The sequence below is a fragment of the Halorientalis marina genome (genome assembly GCF_023028345.1).
GTDB lineage: Archaea > Halobacteriota > Halobacteria > Halobacteriales > Haloarculaceae > Halorientalis > Halorientalis marina.
Genome location: NZ_CP095487.1, coordinates 1076275 through 1091937 on the forward strand (window position 1 = coordinate 1076275; position 15663 = coordinate 1091937).

Here is a 15663-nt window from a genome sequence, read left to right on the forward strand (position 1 = left end):
GTTACTCCAGGCGCTCGACGGCGGCCGCGAGGTCGCCGTCGGTCTCCTCTAAGGCCTCGCGGGCGCGGTCCTCGCTGGCGCCCGTCCGCTGGGCGACGATCTCCACGTCCTGTGGCTCGACGGCGGGTGTCCCGCCGCCCCCGTCACCGGTGTCGCCGCCGGCGGCCGCCCCGCCGTCGGACCCGCCCTCGCCGCGTGCGCGGCTCTCGGGACTGCCGATGACCTGGTAGGTGGCCTGGCCCTGGGCGTCCATCTTCTGGACTTCGGCGTCGTGGAAGACCAGTTCCTCGTCCTCGGTACGGATGACGACCTCCTCGGCGTCGATCTCGGTGAGGTCGATCCCGAACTGGTCCATCATCTGCTGCATCTTGCGCGGGTCGAACCCGCCTCCGCCTCCGAACATATCCGTCCGGTCGCGCCCGGCACAAAAAACCCCTTCGACCCTCAGAGGTCCCCGGCGTCCTCGACGGCCACGGGGGCCGACGTGTCTCGGTTTCGCCACCAGACGACGAGACCGACGACGGTCGCGACGACCCCGACCACCACCGAAAACAGGTGCCACTCGGTGACCCAGAACGGGACCGACACGGTGGTCCGGAGCACGAACAGGCCCTCCGAGAGGACGGGGACGCTGTCGTCGGTCGACTCGGACACGCCCCCGATGCTCGGGTTGTAGACGGACGCGCCGACCGTCTCGCCCTCGGGGAGCCGCTCGGCCTCGTAGGGCACGACACCCTCGAACGACGACGACGCCCACACGACGGTGCCGGACTCGTTGACCTCGACGACCCGCTGGTTCATCGAGTCGGTGATGAGCGTGTTGCCGTTCGCCAGTCGGTCGGCGTCGCGCGGCCAGCTGAACTCGAGGCCGTTTGCCGACCGGAGTTCCCACGCGACGGTCCACTCGCCCTCGGAGCCGTTGCGGTGGAGTTCGACGATGCGGTCGTTGCCGCTGTCCGCGACCAGCACGGCGTTCTCGCCGAGCCACTGTGGGTTGTGCTGGTGGTCCATGACGTCGGGGTCGCCACACTGGGGGTCCTCCCCGACGAGCTGCTGGCCGTACAGCTGGCAGCTCCCGTCGTTCGACGGGTCGGTGTCCTCGTTGATCACGTCGGCGACGCCCTCGCCGCGCTCGACGACGAGCAACTGGTTCGAGTTCCTGACCGACACCAGATACCGCCCCCCGTCGATGGCGTCCACGTCGTTGATGTGGAGCCAGTCACGGCGCGTCGGGTCGTCCGGCGGCGTGTAGAACTCGCTCGCGCGCCACTCCCAGGTCGCGGTGCCGTTAGGAGCGACCTCGACGAGCCGTTCCTGGTCCATGTCGGTGAGGAGGTACCGGCCCGAGGGGAGCCGCTCGACGTCGTGGACCTCGCTGTTGCCCTGACTCCGGACGGGGAAGGCGTACTCCCCGACGGTCGGCTCGGAGGCGTTCGGGTCGAGGACCCGGTAGCCGGTCTTCACGCAGGGCGACTCGTAGGGGCCACACGCCTCGTAACCCCCGTCCATGAAGGCCGCGAGGACGCGCCCGTTCTCGGCTCGTGATACGTCGAAGTAGCTGTCGGCGTTGGCGACCCGCCACACGACGCTCCCGTTCTCGTCGTGGAGTTCGACGCTCCCGAACTCGTGGAGGCCGGTGCCGCCGCCCTGGACGCCGACCAGGGTCCGTGAGTCGTTCTCACCGACGACCCCGCGGGACGGTGCGGTCGCGGCACTGACGCTGAACAGGAGCGTGAGGACGGTTACCGCAAGTATCGCGGTCAGGAGGCCGAGCCGCCCACGGTCGAGCGAGCCGAGACTACCGAGCGCCATCTGCCTACCCCGAACGGCCGCGGCGTATAAAGCGCTCCCATTCCGACCGGGGCGGTCAGCTCAGGCGGCGCCGTCGGCCGGTTCGTCCGTCCGCCCGCCCGGTGCGTCGAGCCCGTTCCGGACGAACACGGCCATGCCGGTGTCGAAATCGAGCATCCCCCCGCCGGCGAGTTCGGCTCGGCCGACCGCGAGCAGTGCGCCGTCTTCGTGCTCGACCAGCACCTCGTCGCCCGGGCGGATGTCGGGGTCGGCGTCCCGGACGAACTTCGCGAAGGCGTTGCGCCCCTCGCGGACGTACGGCTCGGACTCGTCGCCGACGACGACCCGACATCGGGGGCGTGCCAGCGCGTCCTGCAGGCGGCGGCCGCCGGCGGCTCCGAGCGTGAACCGGCCGTCGACGGCGTAGGTGACCAGCCGCCCCTCGTCGGCGATGACCTGGCGCGGCCGCCCCGAACTCGTCCGCGTCACCTCGGGGTCGCCGTCGGCCGGGAACAGCGCCGTCCCCGCGCCCACGCCGAACTGGTAGTCCGCGACGCGTCCCAGCATCCGCCGGTCGTCCTCGTTCATCGGCCGCCGCTTCGGCGGCCACGGGCAAAACCCTGCCGTCGGCGAGCCGTCCAGTACGGGTTCCGTGGCTATCGGTATCAGGGGCCGTGACATACTGAGTCAATCATGAACTATCATGCCACATGCGGGCGGTTTGAGTGGATTTATATCCCATAGCTGCCTCGTTCCGATATGGCAACGAATACGACGAAAATCGGACTCGGTGCGGTGCTGCTGCTGCTGAGCAGCGTCCTCATCCTGAGCACGGGCGTGCAGGGCGTCAATCTGCCGGTGATCGGCGCGACCGTCGCGGCGCTCGGGCTGGCGGCGGGCGCACTGCTCGTGGGCACGTCCGACGAAGGTCGGCCCGTCTAGAGCAGGAACGTGTCTTCTCGTTCGCTGAGATCGATGAACTCGTCAGCGGCCGCCACGAGCTCTTCGGCGGTCGACTCCTGGAAGCCCATCGCTTCGACGCGACAGCCCTCGTGTTTCAGGTGCGTACAGAGCCGCGAGAAGTCCCCGTCGCCGGTACAGAGGATGATGGTGTCGACGTGGGGGGCGAGCGAGACGGCGTCCAAACTCATCCCCACGTCCCAGTCGGCCTTCTTCGAGCCGTCGCCGAAGGTCTTGATCTCTTTCGTCTTGGCCTCGAAGCCGATGTCGACGAGCGCCTCGAAGAACGATTCCTCGTCCTCGGCGTTGGCGCGGATGACGTAGGCGATGGCACGGGTGACCTGGCGACCGCGAGCCCCCTCCTCCAGCAGCGACGAGTAGTCGATATTGCGGTTGTAGAGGCTCCGGGCGGTATGATACAGGTTCTGCGCGTCGGCGAGCATGGCGACGCGCTGCCCGGAATGGATGTCAGTCATGCGCGGCTTTTGTGAGCGGTCCACCAAATGCCTTCGTGTCCCATCGCGAGCGGCAGTCGCAACGCCTAAGTCGCCTCGTGACGGTCACTCGCGTATGCGAACTGCCACGCTCGGCACCGCTGGCTCGACCGCCAGCCGCCGGTGTGGCGAGGCCCGTTCTCAGGGGCGCGCGAAACCCAAAAAACGCCGGTAGGCGGCTCGTGGCGGGCGTAGCGACCCCGTCCCGGGCCGGTTCAACCGCACCGTGCGCCCACTACCTTCGACCACGCGACACCACACAGCGATACATCACCAGCAATGACATACGACACCTTCGACGGCGTGTTCCCCGCGATGACCACGCCGTTCCACGAGGACGAGAGCATCGACTTCGAGACGCTTCGCGAGCACGCCCAGTATCTGGAGGCGGCCGGCGTCGACGGCCTCGTCCCGATGGGCACGACCGGCGAGAGCGCGACACTCACCCACGACGAACACATCGAGGTCATCGAGGCGGTCTGTGCGGCCGTCGACGACGTGCCGGTCATCGCCGGCTCCGGCTCGAACAACACCCGCGAGGCGCTGGAACTCTCCGAGCGCTCCGCCGACGCCGGCGCCGACGGCTTGCTGCTCATCTCCCCGTACTACAACAAGCCCGAACCCGCGGGGATGGAAAACCACTTCCGCCAGATCGCCGACGCCGTCGACCTCCCACAAATCATCTACAACGTCCCCTCGCGGACGGGCCGTAACATCGCCGTCGAGTCGGCCGTGAATCTCGCGAGCCACGACAACATCGTCGGCTACAAGGCCGCCAGCGGCGACATGAACCGCATCACGGAGGTCATCGAGCGCACGCGCGAGGAGACGTTTTCGGTCCTCTCGGGCGACGACGCGATGACCCTCCCCGTGATCGCGACCGGGGGCACCGGCTGTATCAGCGTCTCCGCGAACGTCGAACCCGAGCGGACCTGCGCGATGGTCGGCGCGGCCCTCTCGGAGGACATGGACCGGGCACGGGACATCCACCACGAACTCGGGCCGCTCTTTCGCGCACTCTTCATGGTCACCAACCCTATTCCGATCAAGGAGGCGATGGCGATCCGCGGCCACTACGACTCCGCGCGGATGCGCTCGCCGCTCTCGCGGATGAACGAGGACGACCTCGCCGAACTGGAGGCCGTCCTCGCGGACCTCGACGGCGAACCGATGCCGGAAGCGAGGGAGGCTGCCGAATGACACGGATCGCGGTCAACGGCGCGGCCGGCCGGATGGGGCGGACGGTCATCGAGACGGCCGCCGAGCGCGGCGACGTCGACGTCGTGGTGGGCTTCGACGTGGACGACGCCGACGAGATCGAGGGCGTCCCGGTCGTCCACGCCGACGAGACGGAGGCCGCCCTCGCGGAGCACGACCCAGCGGTGGTCGTCGACTTCACGATTCCCGAGTCGACGCTGGCGCTCGCCGAGGCCTGCGTCGCCACCGACACCGCGATGGTCGTCGGCACGACCGGCTTCGACGAGGACGGCTTCGCGACCCTCGAATCGGCCAGCGACTCGGTTCCGGTGCTGAAGGCCACCAACTTCGCCCGCGGGGTCCACGCGCTCCTGCGAGCCATCGAATCGGCGCTCGAAGCGGTCCCCGAGTACGACCTCGAACTGATGGAGACCCACCACAACGAGAAGATCGACGCGCCCTCGGGGACGGCCAAGACGATGCTCGAGACCGTCCAGAAGCACCGCGACGTGGAACCGGTCTACGGGCGCGAAGGCCACGCACCGCGCGACGAGGACGAAATCGGCGTGTTCGCGCGCCGGGCCGGCGACATCCGTGGCGAGCACGAACTCGTCGCGGCGGGCAACGACGAGGTACTCTCGCTGTCCCACCACACGGAAGACCGGAGCGTCTTCGCGGCGGGCGCGCTCGACGCGGCGGTCCACATCGAAAACCAGGACCCCGGCTGGTACGAATTCGGGGACGTGATCGACGGATGAGCCTCAGAGACGACATCGACGACCTGTGGAACCGCTACGACGAGGGACTGACAGCCGAGGACGCCACCGCCGACGACCTCGCGACGCTCGACGCGTTCCTCGAATCGCTGGAGGCCGGTGAGGTACGGGCCGCCGAGCCCTCGGGGAGCGGCGAGTCCGTCCGGGACCGCTGGACGGTCAACGAGTGGGTCAAGCACGGCATCCTCCTGAACTTCGGCCTGCGCTCCATCGAGCCCCGAACCCACGGCGACGTGGACTACCACGACGTGCTCCCCCTGCGCGAGACGGGCGACATCGGCGAGCGGGGCTCCCGGAACACGCCCGACGGCACCGTCCTCCGTCGTGGTGCCTACGTGGGCAGCGACGCCATCATGATGTCGCCGTCGTTCGTCAACATCGGCGCGTACGTCGGCGACGGAACGCTCGTCGACTCCTGTGACACCGTCGGCTCCTGTGCACAGATCGGGGCGGACGTGAAACTCGGCGCGAACACGCTGATCGGCGGCGTCCTCGAACCGGTCGAGGACAACCCCGTCATTATCGAGGACGGCGTCTCGCTGGGCGCGGGCTGTCGGGTCACGAGCGGCTTCGCCGTCGGCGAGAACTCCGTCGTGGGCGAGAACACGCTCCTGACACCGCGGATTCCGGTCTACGACCTCGTCGAGGAGGAAGTGCTGTACGGCGAACTCCCCGCGGAGCGGCGGGCGTTCGCGCGGTACGTCGAATCGTCGGTCAGCGACGAGGACCTCATCCCCGGCGCGGCGTACAAGCCGGCGGTGGTCGCGACCGACATCGAGACCGAAACCCTCGAAAGCACGGAGCGTGAAGACGCGCTACGTCAATGAGCACTGGACCCGCGGTGCGCCGGCCGTCCGACTGGGACGCCGAGCGACTGCGCGGGCTCGCCGCCGAGTTCGACACGCCGCTGTACGTCCTCGACCCCGACCGCGTGCGCGAGAACGCGCGCCGTCTCCGCGACGCCTTCCCCGACGCCGACATCAGCTACGCGGTGAAGGCCAACACGACGCGGCCGGTCCTCGAAACCGTCCGGGACGCGGGCGTCGGCGCCGAGTGTGCCTCGGCCGGCGAGGTCCAGCGCGCCCTCGACGCGGGCTTTGCCGGCGCGGACGTGCGCTACACGGCCGTCAATCCGCCGGCGCGTGACCTGGATCACGTCGTTTCCCTCTCCCGCGAACACGACCTCGTGGTGACCGTCGGCGCCGCGGACACGCTCGACCAGCTGGCCGAGCGGGACTACGACGGGCGGCTCTGCATCCGGGCGAACCCGGGCGTCGGTGCCGGCCACCACGAGAAGGTCTCGACGGGGGCCGCGCCGAAGTTCGGCGTCCCCGCCGACCGGGTACCGGCCCTCGCAGAGCGGGCGGTCGACCGCGGCTTCGACCTCGTGGGCCTGCACGCCCACGCGGGAAGCGGCATCTCGGGCGACGACCTCGACGCACATCGCGAACTGGTCGTCCGGATGGCCGACATCGCCGAGCGGGTCGCCGACGTGACCTCGCTCGACTTCGTCAACGTCGGCGGCGGGTTCGGGGTCCCCTACCGGCCCGACGAATCGCCGCTGGACCTCGACGCGGTGGCGGACGCGACCCGGGCGGCCTTCGGCGACACCGACGCCGCGCTGGGTATCGAGCCGGGACGCTATTTCGTGGCCGACGCGGGCGTCCTGTTGACGACGGTCAATACCGTCAAGGAGACGCCGGAGACGACGGTCGTCGGCGTCGACGCGGGGATGACGACCCTAATCCGGCCGGCGATGTACGGCTCGTACCACGAGACCGTCTCGCTCGCGCCGGACGCGGCCGACCGCGAGGAGATCACGGCGACCGTCGCCGGGCCGATCTGTGAGACGGCGGATGTGCTCGGCGAGGACCGGGCGCTGCCGGCCCCCGAGCCCGGCGACCGACTCGCGGTGGGGACGGCGGGTGCGTACGGCTACGAGATGAGCAGTCAGTACAACTCGCGACCGCGGCCCGCGGTCGTTGCCTACGACGGCAGCGACGCGCGGCTGGCGACGCGGCGGGAGCGGCTGGCGGACCTGACACGACTGGAGGAACAATGGTCGGAGTAGAGAAATATCACGGGACGGGTAACGACTTCATCATCATCGACGCGGCCGAGAACGTGCCGGACCGCCGGGCGCTGGCCGCGGACCTCTGTGACCGGGAGACGGGGCTGACCCATCCGGACGCCTCGACGACGGGCGCGGACGGCATCCTCTTTCTCGCGCTGGAGGACGAGTACTCGCCGCCACGCGTCATTATGACTCTCGTCCAGCCGGATGGGAGCGTCGCAGCCATGTGTGGCAACGGCGCGCGCTGTGCGGCCAAGTGGGTCGCCGAGCGCACCGGCTCGAACGTGGTGATGATCGACACCCAGTCCGGGACTCGCCGCGCCGAGATCGGCGATCAGGGCGTCACCATCGAGATGGGCGCGCCCGCCTTCGAGCCAGAGGGAGTTCCCCTCGACCGAGACGACCCGCTGATCCAGGAGACCGTCGAGGGGCTGCCGGTCACGGCGGTCAACACCGGCGTCCCCCACGCCGTTGCGTTCGTCGACGACGTGACGACGGTTCACATCGACGAGGTGGCCCCGCCGGTGCGTCACGCCGACGTGTTCCCGGAGGGCACGAACGTGACATTCGCCGCCGCGCGCCCGGACGGGGGTCCCGCGAGCCGCGGCGAGGGGGACCAGGACGGACGGTCCCCCTCCGTCCGTGGCTTCGACCAGCGGACCTTCGAGCGCGGCGTCGAGGGCGAGACCGACTCCTGTGGGACGGGCGCGGTCGCCATCGTCGCCGCCGCCGAGCGACTGGGGAAAGTCGAGCGCGGCGAGCGGGTGCCCGTCCACCCGCCGGGGGGGCGTCTGGTCGTCGAACTTACTGACGACGACGCGCTCCTGCACGGCCCGGTCGAACGGGAGTTCGCCGGGCAGGCCGCAGTCACCGGCTCCGACCGCGTCGGCGGCGACGCGGACGCCGACGCCACCGGCGACGACTGACATGGCCTTCGACACGCTCTCCTTCCACGAACGCGCCGTCGATACTCCCTCACACGAGGACGTGACCGCGATGCGCGAGTTACTCGTCGACACGCTCGCGGACGCCGGCCACGACCCCACGGTCGACGACGCCGGCAACACGCTGGCCGTCCGCGAGGGCGCGGCCGACGGCCCGCATATCGTCTTGAACACGCACATCGACACGGTCCCGCCACACGTCGAGTGCCAGCGGGTCGCCGGCGTCCCGAACGCGGACGGGTCGGCGGTCCCCGACTCCGACGGCGACGTCCTTCTGGGACGGGGCGCCTGCGACGCGAAGGGACCGCTTTCGGCACTGCTCGCGGCCTTCTTCGACGCCGACGTCGAGCGCGGTCGGCTGACGCTGGCGGTGACGCCCGACGAGGAGACTCACTCCACGGGCGCGGCGGCGCTCGCCGACCGGCTCGACGCCGACGGCTACATCGTCGGCGAGCCGACCGGGCTGGACGTCTGTACCGCCTCGACGGGTCGCTTCGAGGGAACGGTCACCATCGAGGGGGTCGCGGCCCACGCGGCGGAGCCGGGAAGCGGTGCGAACGCGGTCCGGGCGGCCGCGCCCGTGTTGCAGGCCATCGAGAGCTACGACGAGACGGTCGGGCCGCCCGCACACGACACGCTCGGCCGGCCGACGCTGGAGCCGACCATTATCGAGGGCGGCGAGGCGACCAACCAGATTCCCGCGGAGTGCCGCATCACCGTCGACCGCCGCTCGGTGCCCCCCGAGACCCAGCAGGGCTTCCGGGAACAGTTCGAGGCCCACCTCGAGGCGTGGATACCGGAGTCGATGTCGCTCTCCTTCGCCTACACCGAGCGGGAGACGCCCTTCTTCGAGGCGTTCGAGACGCCGGCCGACGCCGACGTGGTACGGGCGCTCCGGGACGCGGGCGCGGGCGACCCGCGGCCGTTCGGCGCCGTCGCGGAATCCTCGTACTTCGCGGCGGACGCGCCGACCGTTATTTTCGGCCCCGGCGACCTGGCCGACGAAGTCGGCGCCGTCGCCCACGCCGACCGCGAGTACGTCCGCCGGTCGGCGGTCGAGCGGGCGGGCGAAATCGCGACCGGCGCGGTCGAGACGCTGCTCGGGGATTCGACTGCGTGATACTCGAACCTCGGGGGACGGGCCCCGGTATTTCGCGCCGTGATAGCGCCCGGCAGACGACCGGCGGACGGGCGTCAGACGCCCGGAGAAGGCTTTTGTCGGCGGATTCGAACTACCAATCATGGCAACGGCACGGGCACGGCAGTTGGACACGGAATCGCTGGCACGGGCAGGCGCGCTGGTCGCGGCGTGTACGCTGGTACTGACCGCGAGTTTCGTCGGGCTGGTCGCCCTGCTCTCGGCGTCGGCGCCGGGCGTGAGCGGGCGGCTCCCGCTCTACGTCCTCGGGACGGCCGGGGCGTTCGTCGCGGCGATCCTCTTTCTGGAGGCCCAGCGCGTCGACGGCGAGCAGGTCATCGCGACCGCGGGGTCGGTCGCCGTCGCGACGTTCATCTTCGGGACGCTGAGCGGCGAGGGGATCGTCTACGTCCTCCGCAACCCCGGCGAACTGGTGGCCTCACAGCTCGTCTTTTATTTCCTCGCGGCCGGGATGATCGCCACCGGGCTTGGCTACTGGGCGCTGAACCACTGGAACGAACTGGCCGTTTCGACGGACCTCGGGACGCCCTCGCGGTCGTTCCGCCGCTAACCGAGCAGGGCGTTCAACAGCCGCGATTCGACCTTTCTGAGAATCTCGCCGACGGTGCCGGGAGCGACGTCCACCTCGGCGGCGATGTCGTCGTATGTGACCTGCCGCGGCGTGTCGTAGTAGCCCATCTCGACGGCGATCTCGGCGACCTCGCGCTGGCGGTCGGTCAGCCGGGTCAGCAGGCGCTCACCCTCCGGCTCGTAACTGCCGAGCTTTTCGAGTTCGACGGTGATGCCCTCGGGGATGGCGTCCATAGCCTCGCGGATCTGTTCCTCGCCGCCGACGATGGTCAGGCGGACGGCCCCGTCGCGCGTGAACTCGATGGGGAAGTCGGGGACGATCTCGTACTGGTGTGGGATCTCGAGCAGTTCCTGGAGCATCTCGTTGGCTTCGAGGTGGGCGTAGGTGATGATCCGGTCCTGCATCGGGGAGATCTGGTAGGTGATGAGCTCCGGCATGTGCTCGGCGGCGAACTCGACGACCTCACGGTCGCCGCTGAGTTCGTACATCGTCGTCACCGTCCCGTCCTCCAGCAGTTCCATCTGGAGGATGCGCTCGTTCTCGATCCCCGGCGCCTTCTGAATCCGGCGCTCGATGGGGTGGAACCACCCCCGGTCCGGAACCAGCAGCCCCTCGACGTACCGCATTGAGGAGTCGGTATCGCTGGAAGGCTATCAGTGTTCCCGTTCGACAGGAACGTGCTGGCCCGCCCCGCAGTTCAGGCGTCGCCGAGGTCGTCCACGAGGTCGGCCCCGACGCCGGTGTAGCCGGCCGGCGTCAGGGCGCGGAGTTCCTCCCGAACCGACTCGGACACGTCGAGGTCGTCGAACAGCGCCCGGAAGTCCTCGATGGTGACGCGCTGGCCCCGGGTCAGCTCCTTCACCTGCTCGTAGGCGTCTTCGTGGCCCTCCCGGCGGAGGATCGTCTGGACGGCCTCGCCGATTATCTCGGGCGTCGCCTCCAGTTCCTCGCGCATGACCTCCTCGTTGGGGACGACCTTCGCCAGCCCGTTGCCACATTTCTCGTAGCCGATGAGACAGTGGGCCAGCGCCGCGGCGATATTGCGCTTGATCGTCGAGTCCGAGAGGTCACGCTGGAGCCGGGACTTCGTCACGTAGTCGCCGAGGAAGGTCAGGTCCGAGTTGGCCTTCGAGAGGTTCCCCTCGCTGTTCTCGAAGTCGATGGGATTGACCTTGTGTGGCATCGTCGAGGAGCCGGTTTCGCCGGAAACGGCCTCCTGACCGAGATAGCGGTCCGAGACGTAGAGCCACGCGTCGCGGTCGAGGTCGAGCAGGACGTTGTTCGCACCGCGGAGCGCGTCGAACAACTCCGCGAGGTCGTCACAGGGGTTGACCTGCGTGGTGAGGCCGGCGTGGTCGAGCCCCAACCGGTCCACGAACTCCGCCGAGAACGCCCGCCAGTCCACATCCGGGTAGGCCGCGTCGTGGGCGGCGTATGTGCCGGACGCGCCCGCGAGCTTGCCTTCGAGGGAATCGGCGGCGCGCTCGATGCGACCGAGCGCGCGGCCGAGGCGGGCGGCGTAGACGGCCATCTCCTTGCCGAACGTCGTCGGCGTCGCCGGCTGGCCGTGGGTGCGCGCGAGCATGGGCACGCCGCGGTACTGGCGGGCCAGTTCGGCGAGGTCGTCGCGGCGCTCCTGGAGTGTGGGGACCAGGACGTCTTCCACCGCTGGACCGACGAGCAGACGGTAGGCGAGGTTGTTCACGTCCTCGCTGGTCAGGCCGAAGTGAATCCAGTTGCCGGCCTCGAGGCCCGCGGGGAGTCCCTCGCGGACGAAGTACTCGACGGCCTTCACGTCGTGATTGGTCGCGGCGTACTCCTTCCAGCCCTCCGTCTCCAGTCGTTTGACGATCTCGGCGTCCTCGACGGTGAAGTCCTCGTAGCGGTCCCGGAGGGCGGCGCGCTCGCCGTCGTCGATGGTCAGGGGGGTGGCGTCGAGGTCGGCGAGCGCGATCAGGTACTCGACTTCGACCCGGACGCGGGCACGCATGAGCGCCCGCTCGCCGGCGTAGGGGACGAGCGGTTCCGTGTAGCGGGCGTACCGCCCGTCGAGCGGCGAGACGGCGTCGAGCGAGCTACGGTCGGTCATGCCCGTGAGTGGGCGGACGGCGTGAAAAAGCGTGTCGAAGCCGTCGCTCCCGTGGTCACACCCGTCGTCGACTCGCTGACGGCCCTACTTTTTTGCCCACGCCGCGTGTTACCCGTGTCGGATGGAGGCTCGCGGGTTCGAGTACGTGGACGCCGGCGCCGAGCGGGAGGCCATCGAGCGGACCGTCGCGGCCGTCGAAACTGACACGACGCCACACGTCGCAGTCGTCGGCGAGCCCTACGCCGGGCGGGCAGCACTCCTCGATCACGCCGCCTCGTTGCTCGCGGAGAGCGTCCGCGTTTCCCTCGCGGACCCGGTCGACGAACCGGTCGAACTGCCGGACGCGCCGGCGGTCGTCGTCGACGACTGTCAGTACCTCTACACCCGGTCCGTCGACGGGTTCGACCCGCTCGCGGCGTTCGCCGACGACCTCGTCGACGGGGAGCGGCTGTTCGTGACCGGCTGGAACCGGCAGGCGTGGAACTACCTCACCGCGGTCAGGGACGTGGACGAGCTGTTCGCGGCGACCGTCGAGGTCCCGGGGCTCTCCGCCGACGCGACCGAGCAGTTCCTCACCGAGAATCACGACGGCTCCCTCCCGGAGTTCGCCGAGAGCGAGCACCCGACGGGACACGCCGAGGACGCGCCGGCGCTGTCCCTGCCCGGCGGCCGATCGATCCCGCTCCCGGCGGTCTCGCTGGCTGCGGTCGGCGACGCGCTCGGGAGCGACGACCCCGACGACGTGCGCGCTCGCGTCTTCGAGACCGTCGCCGACAGGTCGGGCGGGAACCCGACGGTCGCGTGGGCGCTGTGGAACGCGGCCATCGAGGACGACACGGTATCGCCGGCCCGCGTTCGCGCGTCGGTCCCGGAGGTGTCGCTGAACGATGCCGACGCCTTCACGCTGGTCGTCGTCCTCACGAACGAGGAGGTGCCCGCGGCCCGGCTCGAATCCATCGTCGGCGGCAGGGAGTACCGCCGGAGCCTGCGGCGGCTCCGCCAGCAGGAGCTGGTGACCGTCACCGACGGGCGGGTGTCGATCCGCCCGGCGGCCGTCCCGAGCGCGACGGCGTTTCTCTCCCGGAGGCGGTTGGTGTGGTAATCGCGCAGGCAGTTCCCGGGGTCGACCTGAACGCGGGGACGGTCGTCGGCGCCGCGCTCACACTCGTCGTGGCGTACGTCCTGGCCCGGATCGTCGTCGCCGTCCTCGGAGCCGTCTCCGAGCGGTTCGTCGAGTACCGCATCAGCGTCCGGATGCTCGCCCCGGTCCTCAAGTTCGTCATCTACGGCGCCGCGCTGTACTACATCCTGGGCCCCCTGCTGCAGCTGTCCGGCACCCAGTTGCTCGCGGTGTCGGGCCTGCTCGGTGCCGCGCTGGGCTTCGGCCTGCAGGACCTCTTCGCCAACGTCATCGGCGGACTCGTTCTGCTCGTCTCCCGGCCCTACCAGGTCGGAGACAAGGTGACCTTCGGCGAACACTACGGCGAGGTGACCGACATCGGGCTCCGGTCGACGGCGGTGCGGACCCCGGGCGACAGCGTCGTCTCGGTTCCCAACTACACGTACATCACCGACGCCGTCGTCAACGCGAACACCGGGCGCCCGGAGATGATGATCGTCGTCGAGTTCCACATCGTCGACGATGCCGACGTCGACCGCGCCATGGAGATCGTCGAGGACGCGCTCGTCGTCGCGCCCTACGTCTACGTCGACGACGACCGCCCGTTCACCGTCCTGGTCGAGGACGAGCCGCTCTATCGGACGATCCGCGGGAAAGCCTACGTCAACGACCTCCGCAACGAGTTCGCGTACACCTCGGACGTGACCGAACGGGTCCTCGCGGCGTTCGCCGACGCCGACATCGAGCGGCCGCGGGCGCGTGCCGGGACGATCGAGGGGGAGTGACGCTCAGATCGGGTTGATGGAGTGTTTCTTCGGCGGCCAGTCGTCGTCTCTGGTGTCCTCGGCGCGGTCGATGGCGCGGGCGACCCGCCCGCGGGTGTCAGCGGGGTCGACGACGGCGTCGATGCCGACCCGGGAGGCAGCGCGGACGGCGTCGGTGCGGTCCTTGAACTTCTCGATCAGTTCGGTGCGCTTGGCGTCGGGGTCGTCGGCGGCCTCGATCTCGCGGCGGTAGGCCACGTCGACTGCGCCCTCGATACCCATGGCGGCGATCTCGGCGGTCGGCCACGCGAGGCTCAGGTCGGTATCGGTCGAGCGGCCCCCGCCCATCGCGACGTAGCCGTAGCCGTACCCGCGGCGGAGACAGACGGTGACTTTCGGCACCGTTGCCCGGTTCAACTCGAAGGGAAGCTTCGCGGAGTGGCGGGCGACGCCCTCCCCCTCGGAGTCGGGGCCGGGGAGGATGCCGGGCACGTCGATGAGCGAGAGGACGGGCAGGCCGAACGCGTCACAGACGCTGACGAAGTGGCTGGACTTGTCCGAGGCGTCGGTGTCGATGGTGCCGGCCTTGTGCCGCGGGTTGTTGGCGATCACGCCGATGGGTCGGCCTTCCAGCCTCGCGAACCCGGTGACGATGTTCCGGGCGAACTCGGGTTTCAGCTCGAAAAAGGAGTCCTGGTCGACGACCCCCTCGACGATGGCGTAGATGTCGTAGCCCTTCTTCGCGTTCGCGGGGATCACGTCGGTCAGCGCGGCCACCTGGTCGTCGCCCGGCGCGTCGAAGCCCCCGGCGGTCGGCGGGTCACGCGTGGCGTTCCGCGGGAGATAGGAGAGATACGTCTCGATGGCGTCGAGACAGGCCTCGTCGTCCTCGCAGGCCACGTCGGCCATGCCGTGGCGGCGGGCCTGGACGTTCGGGCCGCCGAGTTCGGCCTTCGAGAGGTCCTTCCCGAGGGCGGCCGCTACCAGGGAGGGGCCGGCGACGCCGAGCGTCGAGGTCCCCTCGACCATCGGCACGAAGTCACAGAGCGCGGCGAAGTTGGTCGGGGCGGCGAAGCCCGGCCCCATCATCGCGGAGACGGTCGGGACCCATCCCGAGAGGGTCTCCTGCAGGTTGGCGAAGCCGGCGTCGCCGCGGGCTGTCGGGGCGGCGTCCAGCCCCTCCTGGATGCGGTGGCCGCCCCCGTCGTGGAGCATGACGAAGGGATACCCACGGTCCCGGGCGAGTTCGGCGACGCGCTCCAGCTTGCGGCCGCCGGCGTGACCGATGGACCCGCCCTTGACGGTGTAGTCGGTCGCCACGATCGCCACCGGGCGGGCGTCGACCTCACCGATGCCACAGACGACGCCGTCGGCGGGGGCGTCTTCGCGCTCCCAGTCAGCGGTTTCGGGTGTCGTCGGCATCGGTGCCGCCAGTTGCCCGATCTCGTCGAAGGTCCCGTCGTCACAGAGGTAGTCGACCCGCTCCCGCGCGGTGAGCTTGTCCGCCTCGTGCTGACGCTCGACTGCCTCGGGCCGGCCGGCGTCCGCCACGCGCTCTTTGACTGCCTGCACCTCCTCGATCAGGTCCGCCACGTCCATCTCGTCCTCGCTCATCGACGGTCACCCCGCGTGTGTCCAGTGTGGTTCATACCCACGTCAATAATTACAACGGATAAAAAACCCATGAGTGAGGTAACGTTGTAAATCAGGCTCGGTTAGAAGCG

General features: G+C 69.6%; 17 protein-coding genes. 10 read left to right on the forward strand and 7 right to left on the reverse strand.

All coding sequences use genetic code 11. From position 1 onward, the window contains the following. Position 1: 1 nt before the first annotated feature. The 3 genes from MUG96_RS05495 to MUG96_RS05505 are packed head-to-tail and all read right to left on the reverse strand — an operon-like array spanning position 2 to position 2379. Positions 2-403: a nascent polypeptide-associated complex protein gene (locus MUG96_RS05495; RefSeq protein WP_246987241.1), complete on the reverse strand. Its 402-nt coding sequence runs from the start codon at positions 401-403 to the stop codon at positions 2-4. 41 nt (positions 404-444) lie between these two features. Further along, positions 445-1812, reverse strand: coding sequence for an aryl-sulfate sulfotransferase (locus tag MUG96_RS05500; RefSeq protein ID WP_246987243.1), 1368 nt, complete (start codon positions 1810-1812; stop codon positions 445-447). Positions 1813-1872: 60 nt separating this feature from the next. Next, entirely contained in the window at positions 1873-2379 is a 507-nt protein-coding gene (locus tag MUG96_RS05505) for a PUA domain-containing protein (RefSeq protein WP_246987245.1), read from the reverse strand. 171 nt (positions 2380-2550) lie between these two features. Here MUG96_RS05505 and MUG96_RS05510 point away from each other — a divergent pair, with 171 nt between their 5' ends. Then, a complete protein-coding gene (locus tag MUG96_RS05510) occupies positions 2551-2733 on the forward strand; it encodes a hypothetical protein (RefSeq protein WP_246987247.1) in 183 nt (60 codons plus the stop codon). Here MUG96_RS05510 and MUG96_RS05515 read toward each other — a convergent pair. Beyond that, on the reverse strand, positions 2730-3227 hold the full coding sequence (locus MUG96_RS05515) for a LabA-like NYN domain-containing protein (RefSeq protein ID WP_246987249.1): 498 nt from the start codon (positions 3225-3227) through the stop codon (positions 2730-2732). The genes MUG96_RS05510 and MUG96_RS05515 overlap by 4 nt on opposite strands. A gap of 297 nt (positions 3228-3524) precedes the next feature. Here MUG96_RS05515 and dapA point away from each other — a divergent pair, with 297 nt between their 5' ends. The 7 genes from dapA to MUG96_RS05550 all read left to right on the forward strand — a co-directional run bounded on the left by dapA (position 3525) and on the right by MUG96_RS05550 (position 9945). Next, positions 3525-4445 (forward strand): 4-hydroxy-tetrahydrodipicolinate synthase, encoded by a 921-nt coding sequence (gene dapA, locus MUG96_RS05520; protein WP_246987251.1) that lies wholly within the window; start codon positions 3525-3527, stop codon positions 4443-4445. Further along, entirely contained in the window at positions 4442-5200 is a 759-nt protein-coding gene (gene dapB / locus MUG96_RS05525; protein WP_246987253.1) for a 4-hydroxy-tetrahydrodipicolinate reductase, read from the forward strand. The genes dapA and dapB overlap by 4 nt, the downstream gene beginning before the upstream one ends. Beyond that, the gene (locus MUG96_RS05530; protein ID WP_246987255.1) at positions 5197-6045 is read left to right on the forward strand and encodes a 2,3,4,5-tetrahydropyridine-2,6-dicarboxylate N-succinyltransferase; all 849 of its coding nucleotides are present in this window, start codon (positions 5197-5199) and stop codon (positions 6043-6045) included. The genes dapB and MUG96_RS05530 overlap by 4 nt, the downstream gene beginning before the upstream one ends. Next, the gene (gene lysA / locus MUG96_RS05535; protein ID WP_246987257.1) at positions 6042-7289 is read left to right on the forward strand and encodes a diaminopimelate decarboxylase; all 1248 of its coding nucleotides are present in this window, start codon (positions 6042-6044) and stop codon (positions 7287-7289) included. The genes MUG96_RS05530 and lysA overlap by 4 nt, the downstream gene beginning before the upstream one ends. Beyond that, positions 7277-8218: a diaminopimelate epimerase gene (gene dapF, locus MUG96_RS05540; RefSeq protein ID WP_246987259.1), complete on the forward strand. Its 942-nt coding sequence runs from the start codon at positions 7277-7279 to the stop codon at positions 8216-8218. The genes lysA and dapF overlap by 13 nt, the downstream gene beginning before the upstream one ends. Before the next feature lies 1 nt (position 8219). Further along, the gene (locus MUG96_RS05545) at positions 8220-9356 is read left to right on the forward strand and encodes a M20 family metallopeptidase (protein WP_246987260.1); all 1137 of its coding nucleotides are present in this window, start codon (positions 8220-8222) and stop codon (positions 9354-9356) included. A 121-nt stretch (positions 9357-9477) separates the two neighbouring features. Further along, positions 9478-9945 (forward strand): hypothetical protein, encoded by a 468-nt coding sequence (locus MUG96_RS05550; protein WP_246987261.1) that lies wholly within the window; start codon positions 9478-9480, stop codon positions 9943-9945. Here MUG96_RS05550 and MUG96_RS05555 read toward each other — a convergent pair. Together MUG96_RS05555 and purB are read right to left on the reverse strand one after the other, a co-directional pair. After that, positions 9942-10592: a helix-turn-helix domain-containing protein gene (locus MUG96_RS05555; RefSeq protein WP_246987262.1), complete on the reverse strand. Its 651-nt coding sequence runs from the start codon at positions 10590-10592 to the stop codon at positions 9942-9944. The two genes, MUG96_RS05550 and MUG96_RS05555, sit on opposite strands and share 4 nt — an antisense overlap. A gap of 71 nt (positions 10593-10663) precedes the next feature. Beyond that, on the reverse strand, positions 10664-12055 hold the full coding sequence (purB, locus tag MUG96_RS05560; protein WP_246987263.1) for an adenylosuccinate lyase: 1392 nt from the start codon (positions 12053-12055) through the stop codon (positions 10664-10666). A gap of 121 nt (positions 12056-12176) precedes the next feature. On the opposite strand from purB, the gene MUG96_RS05565 reads away from it, so the two are divergent. Both MUG96_RS05565 and MUG96_RS05570 read left to right on the forward strand, forming a co-directional pair. Next, the gene (locus tag MUG96_RS05565) at positions 12177-13157 is read left to right on the forward strand and encodes a hypothetical protein (protein ID WP_246987264.1); all 981 of its coding nucleotides are present in this window, start codon (positions 12177-12179) and stop codon (positions 13155-13157) included. Then, a complete protein-coding gene (locus tag MUG96_RS05570; RefSeq protein ID WP_246987265.1) occupies positions 13151-13960 on the forward strand; it encodes a mechanosensitive ion channel family protein in 810 nt (269 codons plus the stop codon). Before MUG96_RS05565 ends, MUG96_RS05570 begins: the two co-directional genes overlap by 7 nt. A gap of 3 nt (positions 13961-13963) precedes the next feature. Here the strand turns inward: MUG96_RS05570 and MUG96_RS05575 are convergent, their stop codons facing one another. Beyond that, positions 13964-15553, reverse strand: coding sequence for an acyl-CoA carboxylase subunit beta (locus MUG96_RS05575; protein ID WP_246987266.1), 1590 nt, complete (start codon positions 15551-15553; stop codon positions 13964-13966). Between the last annotated feature and the right edge of the window lie 110 nt (positions 15554-15663).

Coding starts and splice junctions, on each gene's coding strand:
- MUG96_RS05495 (WP_246987241.1), bottom strand. CDS start 403: ATGTTCGGAGGCGGAGGCGGGTTCGACCCGCGCAAGATGCAGCAGATG.
- MUG96_RS05500 (WP_246987243.1), bottom strand. CDS start 1,812: ATGGCGCTCGGTAGTCTCGGCTCGCTCGACCGTGGGCGGCTCGGCCTC.
- MUG96_RS05505 (WP_246987245.1), bottom strand. CDS start 2,379: ATGAACGAGGACGACCGGCGGATGCTGGGACGCGTCGCGGACTACCAG.
- MUG96_RS05510 (WP_246987247.1), top strand. CDS start 2,551: ATGGCAACGAATACGACGAAAATCGGACTCGGTGCGGTGCTGCTGCTG.
- MUG96_RS05515 (WP_246987249.1), bottom strand. CDS start 3,227: ATGACTGACATCCATTCCGGGCAGCGCGTCGCCATGCTCGCCGACGCG.
- dapA (WP_246987251.1), top strand. CDS start 3,525: ATGACATACGACACCTTCGACGGCGTGTTCCCCGCGATGACCACGCCG.
- dapB (WP_246987253.1), top strand. CDS start 4,442: ATGACACGGATCGCGGTCAACGGCGCGGCCGGCCGGATGGGGCGGACG.
- MUG96_RS05530 (WP_246987255.1), top strand. CDS start 5,197: ATGAGCCTCAGAGACGACATCGACGACCTGTGGAACCGCTACGACGAG.
- lysA (WP_246987257.1), top strand. CDS start 6,042: ATGAGCACTGGACCCGCGGTGCGCCGGCCGTCCGACTGGGACGCCGAG.
- dapF (WP_246987259.1), top strand. CDS start 7,277: ATGGTCGGAGTAGAGAAATATCACGGGACGGGTAACGACTTCATCATC.
- MUG96_RS05545 (WP_246987260.1), top strand. CDS start 8,220: ATGGCCTTCGACACGCTCTCCTTCCACGAACGCGCCGTCGATACTCCC.
- MUG96_RS05550 (WP_246987261.1), top strand. CDS start 9,478: ATGGCAACGGCACGGGCACGGCAGTTGGACACGGAATCGCTGGCACGG.
- MUG96_RS05555 (WP_246987262.1), bottom strand. CDS start 10,592: ATGCGGTACGTCGAGGGGCTGCTGGTTCCGGACCGGGGGTGGTTCCAC.
- purB (WP_246987263.1), bottom strand. CDS start 12,055: ATGACCGACCGTAGCTCGCTCGACGCCGTCTCGCCGCTCGACGGGCGG.
- MUG96_RS05565 (WP_246987264.1), top strand. CDS start 12,177: ATGGAGGCTCGCGGGTTCGAGTACGTGGACGCCGGCGCCGAGCGGGAG.
- MUG96_RS05575 (WP_246987266.1), bottom strand. CDS start 15,553: ATGAGCGAGGACGAGATGGACGTGGCGGACCTGATCGAGGAGGTGCAG.